Here is a 15,901-nt window from a genome sequence, read left to right as displayed (position 1 = left end):
ACATCAAAACAACAAGGGAACCTTCAAGGTCATGCTTATGCATGACCTTTTTTTATTGATGAAAAGTGACTGCTTCCGCTAATTATTTGAAGCTGCAATGTATTTTTTCCATAAATCAACTTTCTCACTTTCTTTACACCCTGCCTGAGCATCAATTTTTTAAAAGTAAGGCTCCAGATTTTTTAAATCTCAATAAAAATAAAAACATTATTTTTTAAAACATCAAAAGCAACAAAATTTCTTATAGATAAAAAATCTCAAAAAGCCAAAATCTACCCATGTAAAGAAAAGAAACGAAATATTTCTTCATGGAGCTTCCACGTGAACGCTAACCCTCGTTATCACTGTTCCAATAACCTAGGCATAACATTTCATCGGCGTATTTTACTGGGTGCTCTTTTTTTAGCGACTACCATGGCCTACGCTAATGAAAACGAACAGCGCCTATTGGAAAGGGCAAGAATTACGCAGTATATCGAAGAGCAGCAACAACAGGTTAACGGCAATAACGACCGAAGTAATGCCAGCATCATTGAGCAGATAGGAAATAATAATAACGCCAACGTTATGCAGTCTTACTCCGCCAGCTTTCAAACAGGAAATTTTGCCTTTATTCGTCAAAAGGGTAATCAGAATACCGCCACCATTTCCCAATGGGGCGGTAACAACAAGGCCTCCATTTGGCAAGACGGCAATCAGCATAACGCCTCTATCAGCCAACAAAACGATAGTTTTTCATTAGATTTTAACGCCGATATTCGCCAGTTCGGCAACTCAAGTGACATCCATATTTCACAATCGGGGAGTGATCAGCGCAGCATCAGCATCGAGCACCACGCGTACTCGGGCAGTGCGCAGCCGATCACCGTCGAGACCCACTGAGCGGCATTCCGCCGACTTAGTGACTAACCAAGCAAGACGATCGAAACCAAGGGGAAATACCATGAAACTGCAACTCACCGCACTCGCTGCCGCCGTCGCTCTCTCTGTCAGTGCCGCTTCGTGGGCTAATCAAGTGCCTGACTATAACCATGAAGGAGTTGAAAAAACCGGGGGAAAAAATGCTCTTGATAATTTAGGAACTATTCGACAAGGGATGGATGGATTTACCTCCTTTGGTGATGGTACAGCCAATGTACGCCAATCGGACATCAATCAAAATAATCAGACCAACAGCACTGCTAACGTGCTGCAAGGGGGAACAGAGCAGTATTCGGATATCATTCAAGGAGGTGGAACCGGAGGTACAGAAAACGAAGCTTATGTTAATCAAGGTGGCAATCTGAATGAATCCCGAATTCAGCAAATAAATGGTGATTATAACGACGCAGACGTAGACCAATACGGTCAACAAGACCGATCCTTTATTGACCAAAGAAACGGCAATCATAATAATGCCATCGTAGAACAACGTGGTGGGACTAATAACGAATCAGAAATTTACCAGCGTAATGGTAATGAAAACTACGCGAAGGTTGAGCAAAAGAACAACACCGACCGTAGTGATTCCTATATTTGGCAAGATGGTTATAACAATAAGTCAGAGGTAACTCAGCTCAATAACTCCTCCTTTAGTGATTCAATAATTCGCCAAACAGGAAGTTATAATAAGGCCTACGTTGATCAGCAACTCAATAGTCTAGAAACTTGGAGCTTTATTGAGCAGCGTGGTGAAGATAACATTGCTAACGTTACTCAAAGAGACGCTGATGAAAGTGCTTCCTACATCTTCCAGAGTGGCTATGATGGTCATAAGGCCACAGTAATTCAGACTACCGAAATGGGAAGTCTTTCAATGATTCGTCAGAACGGATCGGCAGCTAGTGCAAGTCACACTCAAACTAATGGTTCTGGTAACACTGCAAGTACCTATCAGTGGTAAAAGTGTACTACCTACTCGATACATATTAAACCGCCCTACGGGGCGGTTTTTTATTGCCACTATTTTGAAATCGAGATCCAGCAACATGAGCGTTCTGGCTAATTAAAAAACTACATAGCCAGCATTATAAATCTCATTTCTTGGCTTTTTTTGGGCCATGAAATTTTTAACCCTGAGATTCAGTTTAAAGCATCATGGCAACGCTTCTGATTCCTTCCATACTGAACTCAACAAAAGGTTACATGAAAATACAAAACAAGCAGGTGTGTAACATGAGCATTCAACAGCACGATCCTAACACTTTGCACAGCGTTAACACATCAAAGCTTTCCCAAGCGGTTTCAGCTTTTACCCTAGGGTGTGCGGCCACAGTCTTTTCTCTTTCGGTTGCAGCACAGGAAAACTTAGAGAGTGCGCCTGGTGTGAATGACCAAACAGCCTACTCCTATATCAATAAAAGCGAAGAGTCGCTGTTAAGTAATGAAATAAATATTAAGGACAACAGCGGCAACATTGCACTAATCAGCCAGATCGGTGATGGAAATCGTAACACCATTAATCAGAACCGTATCAGTCAAGGTAGCGCTAATTACGCCTCCATTGATCAATATGGCAACTTTAATGAGGCTACGATTAATCAGGAAGGCTCACAGAATATCGGCCTTATCTACCAAGAAGGTAATCGTCACGAGGCCAATATTACCCAAACGGGTAACCAGTTCGAGTCTCAAGTCACTCAGTATGGGCTTGAGGGAGAAGTCAATATTTCACAATCGGGGAGTGACTATCGAAGCATTAGCGTCGAACAGCAGTCCTATTCGGGTAATGCGCAGGCAGTCACTATCGATACCAACTGAGTCGCATCTCGCTTCTCAGTAAAACACTAAAGCAATACGATCAAAACCAAGGGGAACGACCATGAAAACTCAATTAACCACTATCGCCGCTGCTGTTGCTTTCACCATGAGTGCTGCTGCTGTTGCTCAAACAACATCACCGGATGCAAGCTTCAATGGCTCCAGGAGTACCATTAACGGTATGGCCGGCTCAAGCTATGACGGCAACCCTGTAGGTAGCGATTCCTACATCAACCAAACCGGTAACAACAACAACAACACCGTGGTTCAGTGGGGTACACAGATCTCGCGTATCAAGCAGAATGGCGATAACAACAGTACAAATATTGATCAAGATGAAATTGAAGGGGTGGCTTTAACCGTTCCAGGCCAACACTACTCTTTAGTTGATCAAGACGGAAACCGTAACCACGCAACAGTTGTACAACTTGATAAGTATAATGACTCTAAAATCTATCAAGAAGGCAACCGCAACTATGCCAATGTGGATCAAGATGGCGAACTCAATGACTCATGGATAAAGCAAAAGGGTAATGGCAACAGTTCTGATGTCATGCAAAACGGTGACTTGAACGACAGCTATGTACTCTTTGATGGTAATAACAACTACTCATACACCGATCAAATGGGTGATGAGCTGGACAGCGATATCATCACTTACGGTGACAATAACAACTACATTATCAACCAAAGCGGTTACGGTCACGACTCCTTTGTTCGTACCGATGGCTCGGGTAACGACTACCATGTAAGCCAGAGTGGTGATTTTGGCGCAGCAGGCCAGCACTTCTCGCAAATCAAAACGGTGGGTAACAATAACTACAACTCTGTTAGCCAAGGCCATTAATTCGCTCGATAGGCCCTGCTAATTACCGCCCCCTCGGGGGCGGTTTTTGTTTCTGCATTTCGATATTATCTCACGGCTATATTAACCGTGCTGCCTTTGCCCTGGGTGGAGGAGCGCGAGCGATTGCCACCTTTTTGGACGGTCACGTCCAGCTGCCCTTCGCTTAGCACCTTGATGCTTGCTTGAATGCCGTCGCCTTCAAAATGGTAGGTAGCGGGCACTTGCCCCTCTTCTTGATAAATCTGCGTCTCGCCGTTGTGCGTAACCTTCCACTCGGCGCTAAACGCCACGCCTGATGTACCGCTTACCTCGATCTGAATCTGCCCCATGGCGTTCTCCTTCGTTGCGTCTGCGCTAAGCGGTAGCGCTGCCAATACGCTCGCGCCAAAAAGTGCGCCTAGCCAAGCCTTTGTGTGCCGCATGTGAACTCCCCACGTCAAAGAGCCGCCCGGTGTGGGCGGCTCTTTGAGTATAGCGGCTATCTGAAACGCTACGTTACATACGTTCACATGAGAATTTTACGGCGCCATCAGGGCAAAGGCTTTTTCTGCCGCATCCAGGGTGAGCTGGATATCCTCGGCGGTGTGGGCGCTGGACATGAAGCCGGCCTCAAACGCGGAGGGCGCCAAGTACACGCCTTGATCAAGCATGGCGCTAAAGAAGCGGCGGAACATTTCCGGGTCACACGCGGTGGCTTGGGCGAAGTTATCCACCCGCGATTGCGCGGTAAAAAACACCCCGAACATGCCGCCAGCGGATTGAGTGATCATGGGGATACCGGCGGCATCGGCGCGCTCTTGCAGACCGTGGCAGAGGGTATCCACGCGCTGAGCGAGCGCATCGTGAAAGCCCGGCACTTGAAGCTTATTAAGCAGCGTCACCCCCGCGGCCATCGCCAACGGGTTACCCGAAAGCGTGCCCGCGTGGTAAATCGGCCCAAGCGGAGAGATCTGCTCCATGATCTCGCGCTTGCCGCCAAAGGCTCCAACGGGCATACCGCCACCGACGATTTTGCCCAAACAGGTCAGATCCGGCGTGACGTCGTAGTGCGCCTGCGCGCCGCCGAGCGCGACGCGAAAGCCGGTCATCACTTCGTCGAAAATCAGCACGCTGCCGTGCTCGTTGCACACCCGGCGCAGGGTTTCGAGAAATTCCGGCTGCGGCGGAATGCAGTTCATATTGCCCGCCACCGGCTCCACGATAATGCAGGCGATTTGATCGCCGATCTCGTCGAAGCAGGCCTCCACGCCCTCACTGTCATTAAACGACAGCGTGACCGTGTGCTCGGCAAGCGATGCCGGCACGCCGGGGGAACTTGGCTCGCCGTGGGTCAGCGCGCCGGAACCGGCTTTGACCAGTAGCGAATCAGAGTGACCGTGGTAGTTACCTTCAAACTTGACGACTTTGTCGCGGCCGGTGTAACCGCGTGCCAAGCGGATCGCCGACATGGTGGCTTCGGTGCCCGAGCTTGTCATGCGCACCATTTCCATGCTCGGGATCATCTCACAGATCAGATCCGCCATGGTGGTTTCGATTTCGGTTGGCGTACCGAAAGAGAGGCCGTTATCCAGCCGCGCGCGTACCGCCGCGAGCACGTCCTGGTCGGCGTGGCCGGTGATCATCGGCCCCCAGGAGCCGACATAATCGACATAGCGTTTGCCTTCCACGTCAAACAGATAAGCCCCCTGGGCGCGCTCCATAAAGACCGGCGGGCGATGCAGCCCTTTAAAGGCGCGCACGGGGGAGTTAACGCCGCCGGGGATATGGCGACTGGCGCGGTCGAACAGTTCGGCTGATGTGGTCATGGCATCCTCTCGGTGATAGCTCTTGGTGATAGTTCTTGACGATAGTTTTTGGTGATAACTAATAAACGAAATAATGGCGAAACGTTATCGAGTAAAGAAATGGGCGTCAAAAAAGCGCTTGGGCAGCGCTTGGCCACGGCCGGGGTGATAGCCATGGGACAGGCTTTGCCAGGTAAAGTGCTGCGCCTGCTCGCAGGCAGGTAGTAAGCGCTCACCCACTGCCAAACGCGCAGCAAGCGATGCCGCGAGCGTGCAGCCCGAGCCGTGAAATACCCCAGGCAGGCGCGGCCACTGCCATTGGCGCGTGGTATCGGGCGTATGCAGGGTGTGGGTTATTTGCTGCTGATCGCTGCTTGGGCGCGGGTCGTCGGTAGCGGTCACCAGAATCGCTTGGCAGCCTTGCGACATCAGCGCCACCGCGCGGGCGGTGTCGTCATCCACCGCCTCGATCTCCGGCGTCAACTGCGCCAGTTCAAAGCGATTGGGGGTTAAGATATCCACAAGGGGTAGCAGGCGGCGCGCGTAAGCTTGGCAGAGAGCGGGTGTGGATAACTCAGCACCGCCGCCGGCTTTAATCACCGGGTCCGCGACGACCGGCACGCCGGGAAAGCGCCGCAAGACGTTTTCCACCGCCAAGAGGGTCGCTTCATCGGCGATCAGCCCGATTTTTATCGCCGCCACTGGCATATCATTGAGGGCCTCCACCATCGCGAGTATCGCATCCGGCGCGGTGGGAATAACGCGATGCACGTCATGCAGGTTCTGCACGGTGAGCGCGGTGGGCACCGTGAGTGCCCAACCGCCGCTGGCGGCAATCGCTTCGCTATCGGCGATGATGCCGGCGCCGCCGGTCGGGTCGTGCCCGGCCAATACCAAGACAAGAGGGGGTAGCGGCTGTGGCATCAGTACGGCTTAAGCACGGCCAGAATGACGATGATGATCAGCGCGATCACCGGCAGCTCGTTAAACCAGCGGAAAAAGACGTGGCCCTTCGTGCAGCGATCCTGCGCGAACTGCTTTAAATAGATCAAACACACATGGTGATACGCCACCAGTAGCGCGACCAGTAGGAGCTTGGTGTGTATCCACCCCTGGCTGAGCCAGGCCGGGTTGAGAAACAGCAAGGCGCCGCCGAAGATCAGCACCACGATCATCGAGGGCGTCATGATGCCGCGGTAGAGCTTACGCTCCATGACCTTGAATCTCTCCATGGTCGCGGTCTCGTTTTCATCCCGCGCCATGGCGTGATAAACGTACAAGCGCGGCAGGTAAAACAGCGCGGCAAACCAAGTGACCATGGCGATCAAATGGATCGCTTTTACCCATAAATACATTGTGGCTCCTTACGCGGTGGAAGCGTAGCGCTCCCTTTATCGCTGGCTATCTGAAGTGTCGTTCGGTGTATCCCGAGGCGTTTCCGATGCTTGTTGGGAATCAGAGTACTGATAGTAACGCTCGATGGCGCCCCGGGTGATGATACCGGAAATCCGCCGCTGCTTTGGGCGGTAACCGTGCACCACATAGAGAGCGCCAAGGGCATCATTTTGCAGGGTTATAAACGCTTCGGATAGCGTCGCTTGCAGACTGATCGGTGCCATTTCGATGCGCTTGCCGGGAATCTCTAGCAGATCAATCTTCTCCTCGGCGATCTCTTCCGGCGTTTGCGAGGCTTCGTGCTCGATCAGCCAGCGGGCGAGCTGCGCGGCCTTAAGCGCCAGCACCGGCTTCTCGCGCGTCGAGCGCTCAATCACGATCCAAACGGGGTTGGGTTCCAGAAGCTTGCGCATCTGCGCGTGGGAGACCATCCGCTCGGTGCGAACGACGTTACGCTCCATCACCGCCGGCACCGATACCCGTGAGAGCGCTTGCATCAGCGGTTGCTGAAGCGGATGCAAGCCATAGCGCACCGAGCTAATAAAAAAGCCTTCACAGCCGGTTAGCTGCCGCGAGGTCAGACATGCCACCACCACCGCCAGCATCCCCGGCAGCATGATATTGGGTAAATGAGTGAGTTCTAAAAGCGCCATCAGCGCCGCGAGCGGTGCCTGCAACACAGCTCCCATCATTGCTGCCATGCCCAGCATGGCGAATACCGCTGGATCCGCCGATTTCCCGGGCCAAATGGCGTCGCCGAGCAGCCCGCAAAGCGCCCCGGCGGCGGCACCCACCACCAAAATCGGGCCAATAATGCCAATCGGCACGCCGCAAGCCACGGTGAGCGCGGTGAGGAGCAGCTTAAACACCACCAGCGCCAACAGCACCGAGATCGCCAGTTGATTATCCAGCGTGGCCGCCACGCTATCGTAGCCGATGCCCTGCACCTGGGGGAAAAACCAAGCAACCGCGCCGGTCAGAACGCCGATCGCGCCCAAACGCAGCCACAGCGGCTGCTGCTTTACCCAGCGGCTGCGCGCGGTATGAATAAAAAGCCCGGACAAAAGCCCGATGGCAAGCCCCATGACCACAATCCAGGGTAGATTGAGAAACGAGCCCAGGGCCACGTCGGGAATGCTAAACGCCGGGGCGTTGCCATACATCAGCTGCGCCACCAGCGCGCCCATGGTAGAGGCGAGGATCACCGGCATAAAGCTCATCAGGGTGTACTCCATCATCACCACCTCCATGGCGAAAATAACCCCGGCAATCGGCGTGTTGAAAGAGGCGGCAATCCCCGCCGCCGTGCCGCACGCCACCAGTACCCGCAAGCTGTTGTTGGGCAGGCGTAGCTGCTGCCCTAGCCCGCTCGCTGCCGCCGCGCCGAGGTGAATGGCGGGCCCTTCGCGGCCCGCCGAGAGGCCCCCGAGTACCGATACGACGCCCACCCACCACTGGTTTAGCCAGTTACGCAGCGGAAAGCGCCCCTGGTGATAGGTCAAGCGCTCGATGACATGGCTAACACCCAGCTTGCGCGCGCTACTTTTCTGGCGGTAAAGCAGCACACCCACCAGCGTGACGGCGATAAGGGGCAACAGCGCGCGCAGCCAGGGCGAAAGCCCTTCAAATGCCTCGGGGTCTCCCGCAGGCATGTACAGCAGAGCACCGGCTTCCAGCAGTAGCCGAAAACCCACCATCAACGCCCCGGTTATCACCCCGGAGACGAGCCCCAACACGCACAACTGTGGAAGCGCATCCACATTGGCGAGCTGGCGGCGAAAACTCTCCAAGGTAAAATCTGACCGCGAAAAACGTGCCACGCCACCATCCTTGTTCTTTATCTTGTCGCTTTGCTGACCGCTCTTTGCTTACGACTCTCTTTGTTACTCTCCTCTTGTGTATCATAGGTAAAGAGAGGGCAACAGCTTGTTTTCAAGCTCAGACTGTTATCAATAAGGCACGAATAGCGCAAACCGCAAGGAGTTAAACGTGATTAAAGTAGGTATTGTAGGCGGTACCGGTTATACCGGCGTCGAGCTTTTACGGCTGCTTTCCCAGCACCCCGAGGTCAGCATCGAAGCGATCACCTCGCGCTCGGAAGCTGGCGTTAAGGTGTGCGATATGTACCCCAACTTACGCGGCCACTACGACACGCTTGCCTTCAGCGAGCCCGATGCCAAAACCCTCGGCGCGATGGACGCGGTATTTTTTGCCACCCCCCACGGCGTGGCCCATGCCCTCGCCGGCGAGCTGCTGGATAACGGCACCCGTGTCATCGACCTCTCCGCGGATTTTCGCCTGCGCGATGCCGATGAGTGGAGCCGCTGGTACGACCAACCTCACGGCGCGCCCCATCTTCTGAATGAGGCGGTTTACGGCCTGCCCGAGATGCACCGCGAGGCGATCAAAAGCGCGCGCTTGATCGCCGTGCCCGGCTGTTATCCTACCGCCGTGCAACTGGGTTACCTGCCGCTTTTGGAAGCCGGGCTTATCGACCCCACGCAGCTCATTGCCGACTGCAAATCGGGCGTCACCGGTGCCGGGCGCGGGGCTAAGGTGCCGTCACTGCTCGCCGAAGCGAGTGAGTCCATGAAAGCCTACGGCGCCTCGGGGCATCGCCACCTGCCCGAAATCCGCCAGGGGCTAAACGACATGCAAGATAGCGCCGTGGGGTTGACGTTTGTTCCGCATCTCACGCCGATGATTCGCGGCATTCACGCCACGCTCTACGGCAAGCTTCAAGCCGAGCCGCAAGAACTTCAGCGGCTCTTTGAAGCGCGCTACGCCGACGAGCCGTTTGTCGACGTAATGCCCGCCGGCAGCCACCCGGAAACCCGCAGCGTTAAGGGGATCAACACCTGCCGCTTGGCGGTTCACCGCCCCGGTAACGGCGATACCGTTGTCGTCCTCGCGGTGATCGATAACCTGATAAAAGGCGCCTCCGGCCAAGCGATTCAAAACCTTAACCTGATGTTCGGGTTCAACGAGACCCTGGGCCTTGAGGCCCCGGCGCTGATGCCGTAAAAGACGAGGCGCGAACATCGCCATAAAGTTGACTGATTTACTGGGAATTACCCATAATGGCGCATTAACGTGCAATATCCCCTCACGCTCGCGGGAGGTTCCATGAGCAGTGCCGAATCCTTTGTTCCCACACCGTTGATGCTGTCTGACAGCGCACGCACACGCATTAAGGCGCTTATCGCCGAAGAGAACAACCCCACGCTGAAGCTACGTGTCTACGTGACGGGCGGCGGCTGCTCGGGCTTTCAGTACGGTTTCGATTTTGCCGATAATATCGCCGAGGACGATACCGTGATCGAGTTTGGCGAGGCGTCGCTCGTGGTCGACCCGCTCTCTTATCAGTACCTGGTCGGCTCCACGGTCGATTACGAAGAGGGCCTTGCCGGCGCCCGCTTCCGCGTACAAAACCCCAACGCCACCACCACCTGCGGCTGCGGCGCCTCTTTTATGGTCTGATACCCCGCGCGAGGCGCGGGTGTCAGCGCGCAAAAGCGCTTTGCGTTCATGCAGCGTTTGCCATCGCCTCTCCCCGTGACTTGACGCCATGGCGGTTTCTCGCCAAGGTTAAAAAGGTCAATAACAGCCACGGCCGTTTTAGCGTTTCGCGCTAACAACGCGCCATTTAGGCCAAAAACACGGGGACCCCCATGAAAAAAACCGCACTCTTCACTCTTCTGCCTAAAACTGCTCTCGCCACGGCGGTAGCGCTCGGTTTAGGCACCGCAAGCCTAGCCATTGCTCAGGATAAGCCCAGCGTTAACGTGGCCACCGATCCAAGCTTCGTCCCGTTTGAGATGATGGACCAAGAGACCGGCGAAATGGTCGGCTTTGACATGGACATGATCAATGAAATCGCCGACCGCGCCGGTTTTGAGGTCAACCTCACCACCATGGAGTTCGCCGGCATCATTCCCGCCGTGCAAACGGGTAGCCAGGAAATCGCCATCGCCGGTATCACCATTACCGATGAGCGCGCTGAAATCGTCGATTTTTCCGACCCCTACTACGACTCGGGTCTGCGCATTATCGTCCGTGACGACAACGATGAAGTCTCTACCATCGACGACCTGGAAGGGATGTCCATCGGGACCAAAATTGGCTCCACCAGCTATGACTTCTTGACCGAAAAGTTCGGTGACGACGCCGATATCACGCCCTACCCCGGCACCTCCGATATGTACATGGCCCTACTTGGCCGCAACGTCGACGCCGCCTTCTACGATGCCCCCAACGTCGGCTACTTCTCGCAAACCCGCGGCGAAGGCCGTACCAAGGTCGTCGGCCCGCTGTATGAAGGCCAGCAGTACGGCATCGTCTTCCATAAAGGCAGCGAATGGGTCGAGCCAACCAATGAAGCCTTGGCGGCCATGCGCGAAGACGGCACCTACGACGAGATCTACACCAAGTGGTTTGGCGAAACGCCAAGCGATGAATGATCCCGTCCATCGCTTAACCGCTAACGACTAGCACATCATCTTAATGCGTATCAGGGCCGGGGGGTCTCGCCCCCGGCCCTGTGTCGTTGCTTGGCGAATTTCTTAGGAGCGTACACGTGGACGTTACGTTTGAATTTGATTGGGCCGCTGCTTTTGGCTCGATTCCTCATCTATTGCCGGGGATACCCTGGACCCTATTGATCTCGTTTGGCGGCCTCGCCTTCGGGTTTTTTATCGGCATCTTTTTTGGCCTACTACGGATTAGCCCAGTGCGCTGGCTTCGCTGGCCCGCGATAGTGTATATCGAAGTCTTCCGCGGCACGCCTATCCTGGTGCAAGTACTGTTTATCTTCTACGGCTTGCCGCAGATTATTGGCAGCCCGATTAACGCGCTAACCGCCGGTATCGCCGCCATTGCGATCAACTCCGGTGCCTATATCTCCGAAATTGTCCGCGGCGGTGTGCAGTCCATCGAGCGCGGCCAGCGCGAAGCATCGCTGTCACTGGGGCTCTCGCGCACCCAGGCCTTCCGCTACATTATCTGGCCGCAGGCCTTTCGCCGCATGATCCCGCCGCTAGGCAACCAGGGCATTATCAGTATCAAGGATACCTCGCTGTTTTCGGTGATCGGGGTAGGCGAGCTGGTCCGCCAAGGGCAGATTTATATCGCCACGACGTTTACCGCGATGGAGGTCTATTTGATGGTGGCCCTGCTTTATTTGGCGATCACCTGGACCCTCTCCATTCTCCTACGCCAGTTAGAGCGTAGAGGCCTGGTCGGACAATAAAGGACGCGGACATGAACGAGACGACACAGCCTATCGTGGCCATGCAGGCGCTGAATAAACACTTTGGCAGCCTGCATGTTCTCAAAAATATCGACCTTGAAATCGTACCCGGCGAAGTGGTGGTGGTGATTGGTGCCAGCGGTTCGGGCAAATCCACGCTGATTCGCTGTATCAACGGGCTAGAAGAGTTTCAGCAGGGCAGCCTGATGGTCGATGGCAACCCCCTTCAGCCCCACGGTAAAAGCAGCAAAGCGCTGCAAAAAATCCGCACCGAAGTGGGTATGGTATTTCAGCAGTTCAATCTCTTTCCCCACCTCAGCGTGATCGACAATATCACGCTGGCGCCGATGAAAGTGCGTGGCTGGAGCCGTGAGGATGCGGTGGAAACCGCCAAACGCCTGCTTGAGCGCGTCGGCATTGCCGACCAGGCGGATAAGTACCCCTCGCAGCTCTCCGGCGGCCAGCAGCAGCGTGTGGCGCTCGCCCGCGCGTTGGCCATGGAGCCGCGGTTGATGCTCTTTGACGAGCCCACCTCGGCGCTCGACCCGGAGATGATCGGCGAAGTGCTCGATGCCATGCGCGAGCTAGCCAAAGAGGGCATGACCATGGTGATTGTCACCCACGAAATGGGCTTTGCCCGCGAAGTCGCCGACCGGGTGATCTATATCCACCAGGGGGAAATCACCGAAGAAGGCCCGCCCGAGCAGCTGTTCGATCAACCCCAACACGAACGCACACAGTCTTTCCTCGCGCGTGTTCTAAAGCACTAGCTTGGCAATGTTAGCGCTAAGATAAGCGCCAAAAACCCCGCTATTTCACAGCCTGTCCTCGTGACAGGCTTTTTTTTGCCTGTGGATACTATTTTTTTACGCCCTTGATGAGTCGCCTTAAACGCTGTCATGCCCGCGTTCAAGACCCTATGTGGAGAAAACGCCGGGTTGTTCACAGCTGCGGTAACAAGTCGGGTACTCAGCGGTGGAAAAGCCGTCGCTATTTCACGCTGTGGGTAACTCGCTTTTCCATCCACAGGCCCAACACCGCTTGTCCGCGCCTCATCCGCGCTTTCTCAACATAGCCGCCCACATAGCAAATGCATGATTTTTAAAAACTAAAGATGCTTTTCCACAGATTTTATCCACACTAGTAGTAACAACAACAACAGAACTTCCTTTATTTATATTTATGTTGTTATTAATAGTCGGTGAAGTGGTGCGATTCGCGTGTGGAAAAACCTGACGGTTACCCACAGGAGGTTTATACTGCCGGGCTTAACGCTGCATGCTGAACAAAGTCGCGTTGATAACGCGCAAGACGAGGTGTCATGAACTATCCCGACCGCTTTGACGTGATTGTCATCGGCGGTGGCCATGCGGGGACCGAAGCCGCGCTGGCCTCCGCCCGTATGGGCTGTCAAACCCTGCTGCTCACCCACAACATCGAGACGCTTGGCCAAATGTCGTGTAATCCCGCGATTGGGGGGATCGGCAAAAGCCACTTGGTCAAAGAGATTGATGCGCTCGGCGGGGCGATGGGGCTAGCCACGGACCTGGGGGGCATTCAGTTTCGTGTCCTCAATGCGCGCAAAGGGCCGGCGGTACGCGCCACCCGCGCTCAAGCGGACCGAGTGCGGTACAAAGCGGCCATTCGCGGCATGCTGGAAAACCAACCCAACCTGACGATCTTCCAGCAAGCGGTGGGGGATCTGGTGGTGGATAACGACACCGTTCGCGGTGCGGTGACCGAGACCGGGATTCGCTTTTTCGCCGAATCCGTCGTGCTCTGCACGGGCACCTTTCTCGGCGGCGTGATTCATATCGGCCTCGATCAGAGCCGGGGTGGCCGCGCGGGGGATCCCCCCTCCAACGCCTTGGCCGAACGCCTGCGCGCGCTGCCGTTTCGCGTTGACCGGCTCAAAACCGGCACGCCGCCACGTCTGGATGCCAAAACGCTGGATTTCACCCAGCTCGAAGAGCAGCCGGGGGATACGCCGACCCCGGTGATGTCGTACATGGGTAACCGCGATATGCATCCGCACCAGGTAAGCTGCCATATTGCCCATACCAACGCGCAAACCCATGAGATCATCATGGAAAACCTCGATCGATCGCCCATGTATTCCGGCGTGATTGAAGGCATTGGCCCGCGCTACTGCCCGTCGATCGAGGACAAGGTGCATCGCTTCGCGGATAAATCGAGCCATCAGATTTTCATCGAACCCGAAGGCTTGGATACCCACGAGCTGTACCCCAACGGTATCTCCACTTCGCTACCGTTTGACGTTCAGCTGCAGGTCGTCCGCTCAATCAAGGGGCTTGAAAACGCGCATATCACCCGGCCAGGCTATGCCATCGAGTACGACTTCTTCGATCCGCGCGACTTGAAACACTCGCTGGAAACTAAATTTATCCACAACCTGTTTTTTGCCGGACAGATCAACGGCACCACCGGCTACGAAGAGGCCGGTGCCCAGGGCTTGCTTGCTGGCCTCAACGCCGCTCGCCGAGCCAAGGCGCTGGAAGCCTGGTCCCCGCGGCGCGATGAAGCCTATTTGGGCGTGCTGGTCGATGACCTGATCACCATGGGCACCAAAGAGCCCTACCGCATGTTCACCTCGCGCGCCGAGTACCGTTTGCTCCTACGCGAGGACAACGCCGACCTACGCCTGACCGAAACCGGCCGCGAGTTAGGGTTGGTGGACGAGGCGCGCTGGGCGGCTTTCTGCGAGAAACGCGACGCCATCGCGGTGGAGAATCAGCGCCTGGCGAGCACCTGGGTCCAGCCACAGAGCGCGGCCGCCGAATGCATCGCCGAGAAGCTCGGCAAGCCTCTGACGCGTGAATACCGCTTGAGCGATCTGCTCAAACGCCCCGAGCTCAACTACGCCGATATAAAAGCGCTGCCGGGCATCGAAAGCGGGGTGATCGACAGCGATGCCGTGGCCGAGCAGGTGCAAATTCAGGCGAAATATCAGGGGTATATCGACCGTCAGCAGGATGAAATCGATAAGCTCAAGCGCCACGAAGCCACACCGCTACCGGCGTCGCTGGATTATCAGCGCGTCGAGGGGCTCTCCAATGAAATCCGCCAGAAACTCAGCGAGGCACGGCCGGCAACGCTCGCCCACGCGGCGCGGATTTCCGGTGTGACCCCGGCGGCGGTCTCGATTTTATTGATTCACTTGAAAAAGCGCCGCCTGATCGAAAACAGCGAGGTCATTAACGGATGACACCGCTTTCCACCCTGGCATCATCGCTACCACGGGACATCGCCGCCCGCCTGGAGCGGGGCTTCTTTGAGCTGGGGCAACCCATCAACGACGAACAGCGCGAGCGGCTACTGGGGCTTCTGGCCCTATTGCACAAGTGGAACCGGGCTTATAACCTCACCGCAGTGCGGGACGTGGGCGATATGGTCACGCGCCATATTCTCGATAGCGCCGCGGTGGCGCCGTTTGTTCATGGGCCGCGTGTACTGGACGTGGGCGCGGGTCCTGGGCTCCCCGGCTTGGTGCTGGCGATTCTCAACCCGGGGCTTGAGGTCACGCTACTGGATAGCAACGGCAAAAAAGTGCGTTTCCAGCGCCAAGCCGTGATGGAGCTAGGGCTTGAAAACGTCACCCCGGTGCAGTCTCGCGTTGAACAGTTTGACGCCGATGGCTTTGATCAGGTGATCTCGCGCGCTTTTGCCAGTATCAAAGATTTTATCGCCCTGACGCGAACGCTTCCCACCGCTGATGGCGAGTGGCTGGCGATGAAAGGCCCCGGCGCCGACGATGAGCTTCGCGAGCTGCCTGCGGGTATCACGCTTAAAGCGCAGCACTCGCTTAAGGTGCCCTTTGAAGCCGCCACGCGGCAGTTACTGATCCTGACCCCGTAACGGTAACGACGG

16 protein-coding genes are annotated in these 15,901 nt (G+C 55.5%); 11 read left to right on the top strand and 5 right to left on the bottom strand.

What is annotated here, in order from left to right; all coding sequences use genetic code 11:
* Positions 1-321: 321 nt before the first annotated feature.
* The 4 genes from BQ9846_RS07895 to BQ9846_RS07880 all read left to right on the top strand — a co-directional run bounded on the left by BQ9846_RS07895 (position 322) and on the right by BQ9846_RS07880 (position 3,586).
* Complete coding sequence (locus BQ9846_RS07895; RefSeq protein ID WP_075880480.1) at positions 322-882, top strand: hypothetical protein; 561 nt, start codon at positions 322-324, stop codon at positions 880-882.
* A gap of 61 nt (positions 883-943) precedes the next feature.
* Positions 944-1,882 (top strand): hypothetical protein, encoded by a 939-nt coding sequence (locus tag BQ9846_RS07890; RefSeq protein ID WP_075880479.1) that lies wholly within the window; start codon positions 944-946, stop codon positions 1,880-1,882.
* A gap of 272 nt (positions 1,883-2,154) precedes the next feature.
* On the top strand, positions 2,155-2,739 hold the full coding sequence (locus BQ9846_RS07885) for a hypothetical protein (RefSeq protein WP_159437918.1): 585 nt from the start codon (positions 2,155-2,157) through the stop codon (positions 2,737-2,739).
* A 61-nt stretch (positions 2,740-2,800) separates the two neighbouring features.
* The gene (locus tag BQ9846_RS07880; protein ID WP_083651520.1) at positions 2,801-3,586 is read left to right on the top strand and encodes a hypothetical protein; all 786 of its coding nucleotides are present in this window, start codon (positions 2,801-2,803) and stop codon (positions 3,584-3,586) included.
* Positions 3,587-3,651: 65 nt separating this feature from the next.
* Here BQ9846_RS07880 and BQ9846_RS07875 read toward each other — a convergent pair whose 3' ends face one another.
* The 5 genes from BQ9846_RS07875 to BQ9846_RS07855 all read right to left on the bottom strand — a co-directional run bounded on the left by BQ9846_RS07875 (position 3,652) and on the right by BQ9846_RS07855 (position 8,585).
* Positions 3,652-4,008 carry a hypothetical protein gene (locus BQ9846_RS07875; RefSeq protein WP_075880476.1) on the bottom strand — a complete coding sequence of 119 codons (357 nt, stop codon included), beginning with the start codon at positions 4,006-4,008 and terminating at the stop codon, positions 3,652-3,654.
* Between the two features lie 96 nt (positions 4,009-4,104).
* A complete protein-coding gene (hemL, locus tag BQ9846_RS07870; protein WP_075880475.1) occupies positions 4,105-5,391 on the bottom strand; it encodes a glutamate-1-semialdehyde 2,1-aminomutase in 1,287 nt (428 codons plus the stop codon).
* Between the two features lie 84 nt (positions 5,392-5,475).
* Complete coding sequence (gene thiD / locus BQ9846_RS07865) at positions 5,476-6,294, bottom strand: bifunctional hydroxymethylpyrimidine kinase/phosphomethylpyrimidine kinase (RefSeq protein WP_075880474.1); 819 nt, start codon at positions 6,292-6,294, stop codon at positions 5,476-5,478.
* Entirely contained in the window at positions 6,294-6,725 is a 432-nt protein-coding gene (gene hemJ / locus BQ9846_RS07860) for a protoporphyrinogen oxidase HemJ (protein ID WP_075880473.1), read from the bottom strand. The genes thiD and hemJ overlap by 1 nt, the downstream gene beginning before the upstream one ends.
* Before the next feature lie 36 nt (positions 6,726-6,761).
* Positions 6,762-8,585, bottom strand: a complete 1,824-nt coding sequence (locus tag BQ9846_RS07855) for a chloride channel protein (RefSeq protein WP_075880472.1) — start codon at positions 8,583-8,585, stop codon at positions 6,762-6,764.
* Positions 8,586-8,754: 169 nt separating this feature from the next.
* On the opposite strand from BQ9846_RS07855, the gene argC reads away from it, so the two are divergent.
* The 7 genes from argC to rsmG all read left to right on the top strand — a co-directional run bounded on the left by argC (position 8,755) and on the right by rsmG (position 15,889).
* Complete coding sequence (argC, locus tag BQ9846_RS07850) at positions 8,755-9,789, top strand: N-acetyl-gamma-glutamyl-phosphate reductase (RefSeq protein ID WP_075880471.1); 1,035 nt, start codon at positions 8,755-8,757, stop codon at positions 9,787-9,789.
* A gap of 102 nt (positions 9,790-9,891) precedes the next feature.
* Positions 9,892-10,245 carry an iron-sulfur cluster insertion protein ErpA gene (erpA, locus tag BQ9846_RS07845; RefSeq protein ID WP_075880470.1) on the top strand — a complete coding sequence of 118 codons (354 nt, stop codon included), beginning with the start codon at positions 9,892-9,894 and terminating at the stop codon, positions 10,243-10,245.
* Positions 10,246-10,436: 191 nt separating this feature from the next.
* Positions 10,437-11,225: a transporter substrate-binding domain-containing protein gene (locus BQ9846_RS07840; protein WP_075880469.1), complete on the top strand. Its 789-nt coding sequence runs from the start codon at positions 10,437-10,439 to the stop codon at positions 11,223-11,225.
* A 116-nt stretch (positions 11,226-11,341) separates the two neighbouring features.
* Entirely contained in the window at positions 11,342-12,013 is a 672-nt protein-coding gene (locus tag BQ9846_RS07835; RefSeq protein ID WP_075880468.1) for an amino acid ABC transporter permease, read from the top strand.
* Between the two features lie 11 nt (positions 12,014-12,024).
* Positions 12,025-12,783: an ATP-binding cassette domain-containing protein gene (locus BQ9846_RS07830; protein ID WP_075880467.1), complete on the top strand. Its 759-nt coding sequence runs from the start codon at positions 12,025-12,027 to the stop codon at positions 12,781-12,783.
* Positions 12,784-13,334: 551 nt separating this feature from the next.
* The gene (gene mnmG / locus BQ9846_RS07825) at positions 13,335-15,239 is read left to right on the top strand and encodes a tRNA uridine-5-carboxymethylaminomethyl(34) synthesis enzyme MnmG (RefSeq protein WP_075880466.1); all 1,905 of its coding nucleotides are present in this window, start codon (positions 13,335-13,337) and stop codon (positions 15,237-15,239) included.
* The gene (rsmG, locus tag BQ9846_RS07820) at positions 15,236-15,889 is read left to right on the top strand and encodes a 16S rRNA (guanine(527)-N(7))-methyltransferase RsmG (protein ID WP_075880465.1); all 654 of its coding nucleotides are present in this window, start codon (positions 15,236-15,238) and stop codon (positions 15,887-15,889) included. The genes mnmG and rsmG overlap by 4 nt, the downstream gene beginning before the upstream one ends.
* The last annotated feature ends 12 nt before the right edge of the window (positions 15,890-15,901 follow it).

This window comes from Vreelandella massiliensis (assembly GCF_900155385.1).
GTDB lineage: Bacteria > Pseudomonadota > Gammaproteobacteria > Pseudomonadales > Halomonadaceae > Vreelandella > Vreelandella massiliensis.
This window is presented reverse-complemented; position numbering and strand designations above follow the sequence as displayed.

Excerpts from the sequence above, each read along its gene's own strand:
- BQ9846_RS07890 (WP_075880479.1), top strand. The coding sequence starts at position 944 with ATGAAACTGCAACTCACCGCACTCGCTGCCGCCGTCGCTCTCTCTGTC.
- BQ9846_RS07885 (WP_159437918.1), top strand. The coding sequence starts at position 2,155 with ATGAGCATTCAACAGCACGATCCTAACACTTTGCACAGCGTTAACACA.
- BQ9846_RS07880 (WP_083651520.1), top strand. The coding sequence starts at position 2,801 with ATGAAAACTCAATTAACCACTATCGCCGCTGCTGTTGCTTTCACCATG.
- BQ9846_RS07875 (WP_075880476.1), bottom strand. The coding sequence starts at position 4,008 with ATGCGGCACACAAAGGCTTGGCTAGGCGCACTTTTTGGCGCGAGCGTA.
- hemL (WP_075880475.1), bottom strand. The coding sequence starts at position 5,391 with ATGACCACATCAGCCGAACTGTTCGACCGCGCCAGTCGCCATATCCCC.
- thiD (WP_075880474.1), bottom strand. The coding sequence starts at position 6,294 with ATGCCACAGCCGCTACCCCCTCTTGTCTTGGTATTGGCCGGGCACGAC.
- hemJ (WP_075880473.1), bottom strand. The coding sequence starts at position 6,725 with ATGTATTTATGGGTAAAAGCGATCCATTTGATCGCCATGGTCACTTGG.
- erpA (WP_075880470.1), top strand. The coding sequence starts at position 9,892 with ATGAGCAGTGCCGAATCCTTTGTTCCCACACCGTTGATGCTGTCTGAC.
- BQ9846_RS07840 (WP_075880469.1), top strand. The coding sequence starts at position 10,437 with ATGAAAAAAACCGCACTCTTCACTCTTCTGCCTAAAACTGCTCTCGCC.
- BQ9846_RS07830 (WP_075880467.1), top strand. The coding sequence starts at position 12,025 with ATGAACGAGACGACACAGCCTATCGTGGCCATGCAGGCGCTGAATAAA.
- mnmG (WP_075880466.1), top strand. The coding sequence starts at position 13,335 with ATGAACTATCCCGACCGCTTTGACGTGATTGTCATCGGCGGTGGCCAT.
- rsmG (WP_075880465.1), top strand. The coding sequence starts at position 15,236 with ATGACACCGCTTTCCACCCTGGCATCATCGCTACCACGGGACATCGCC.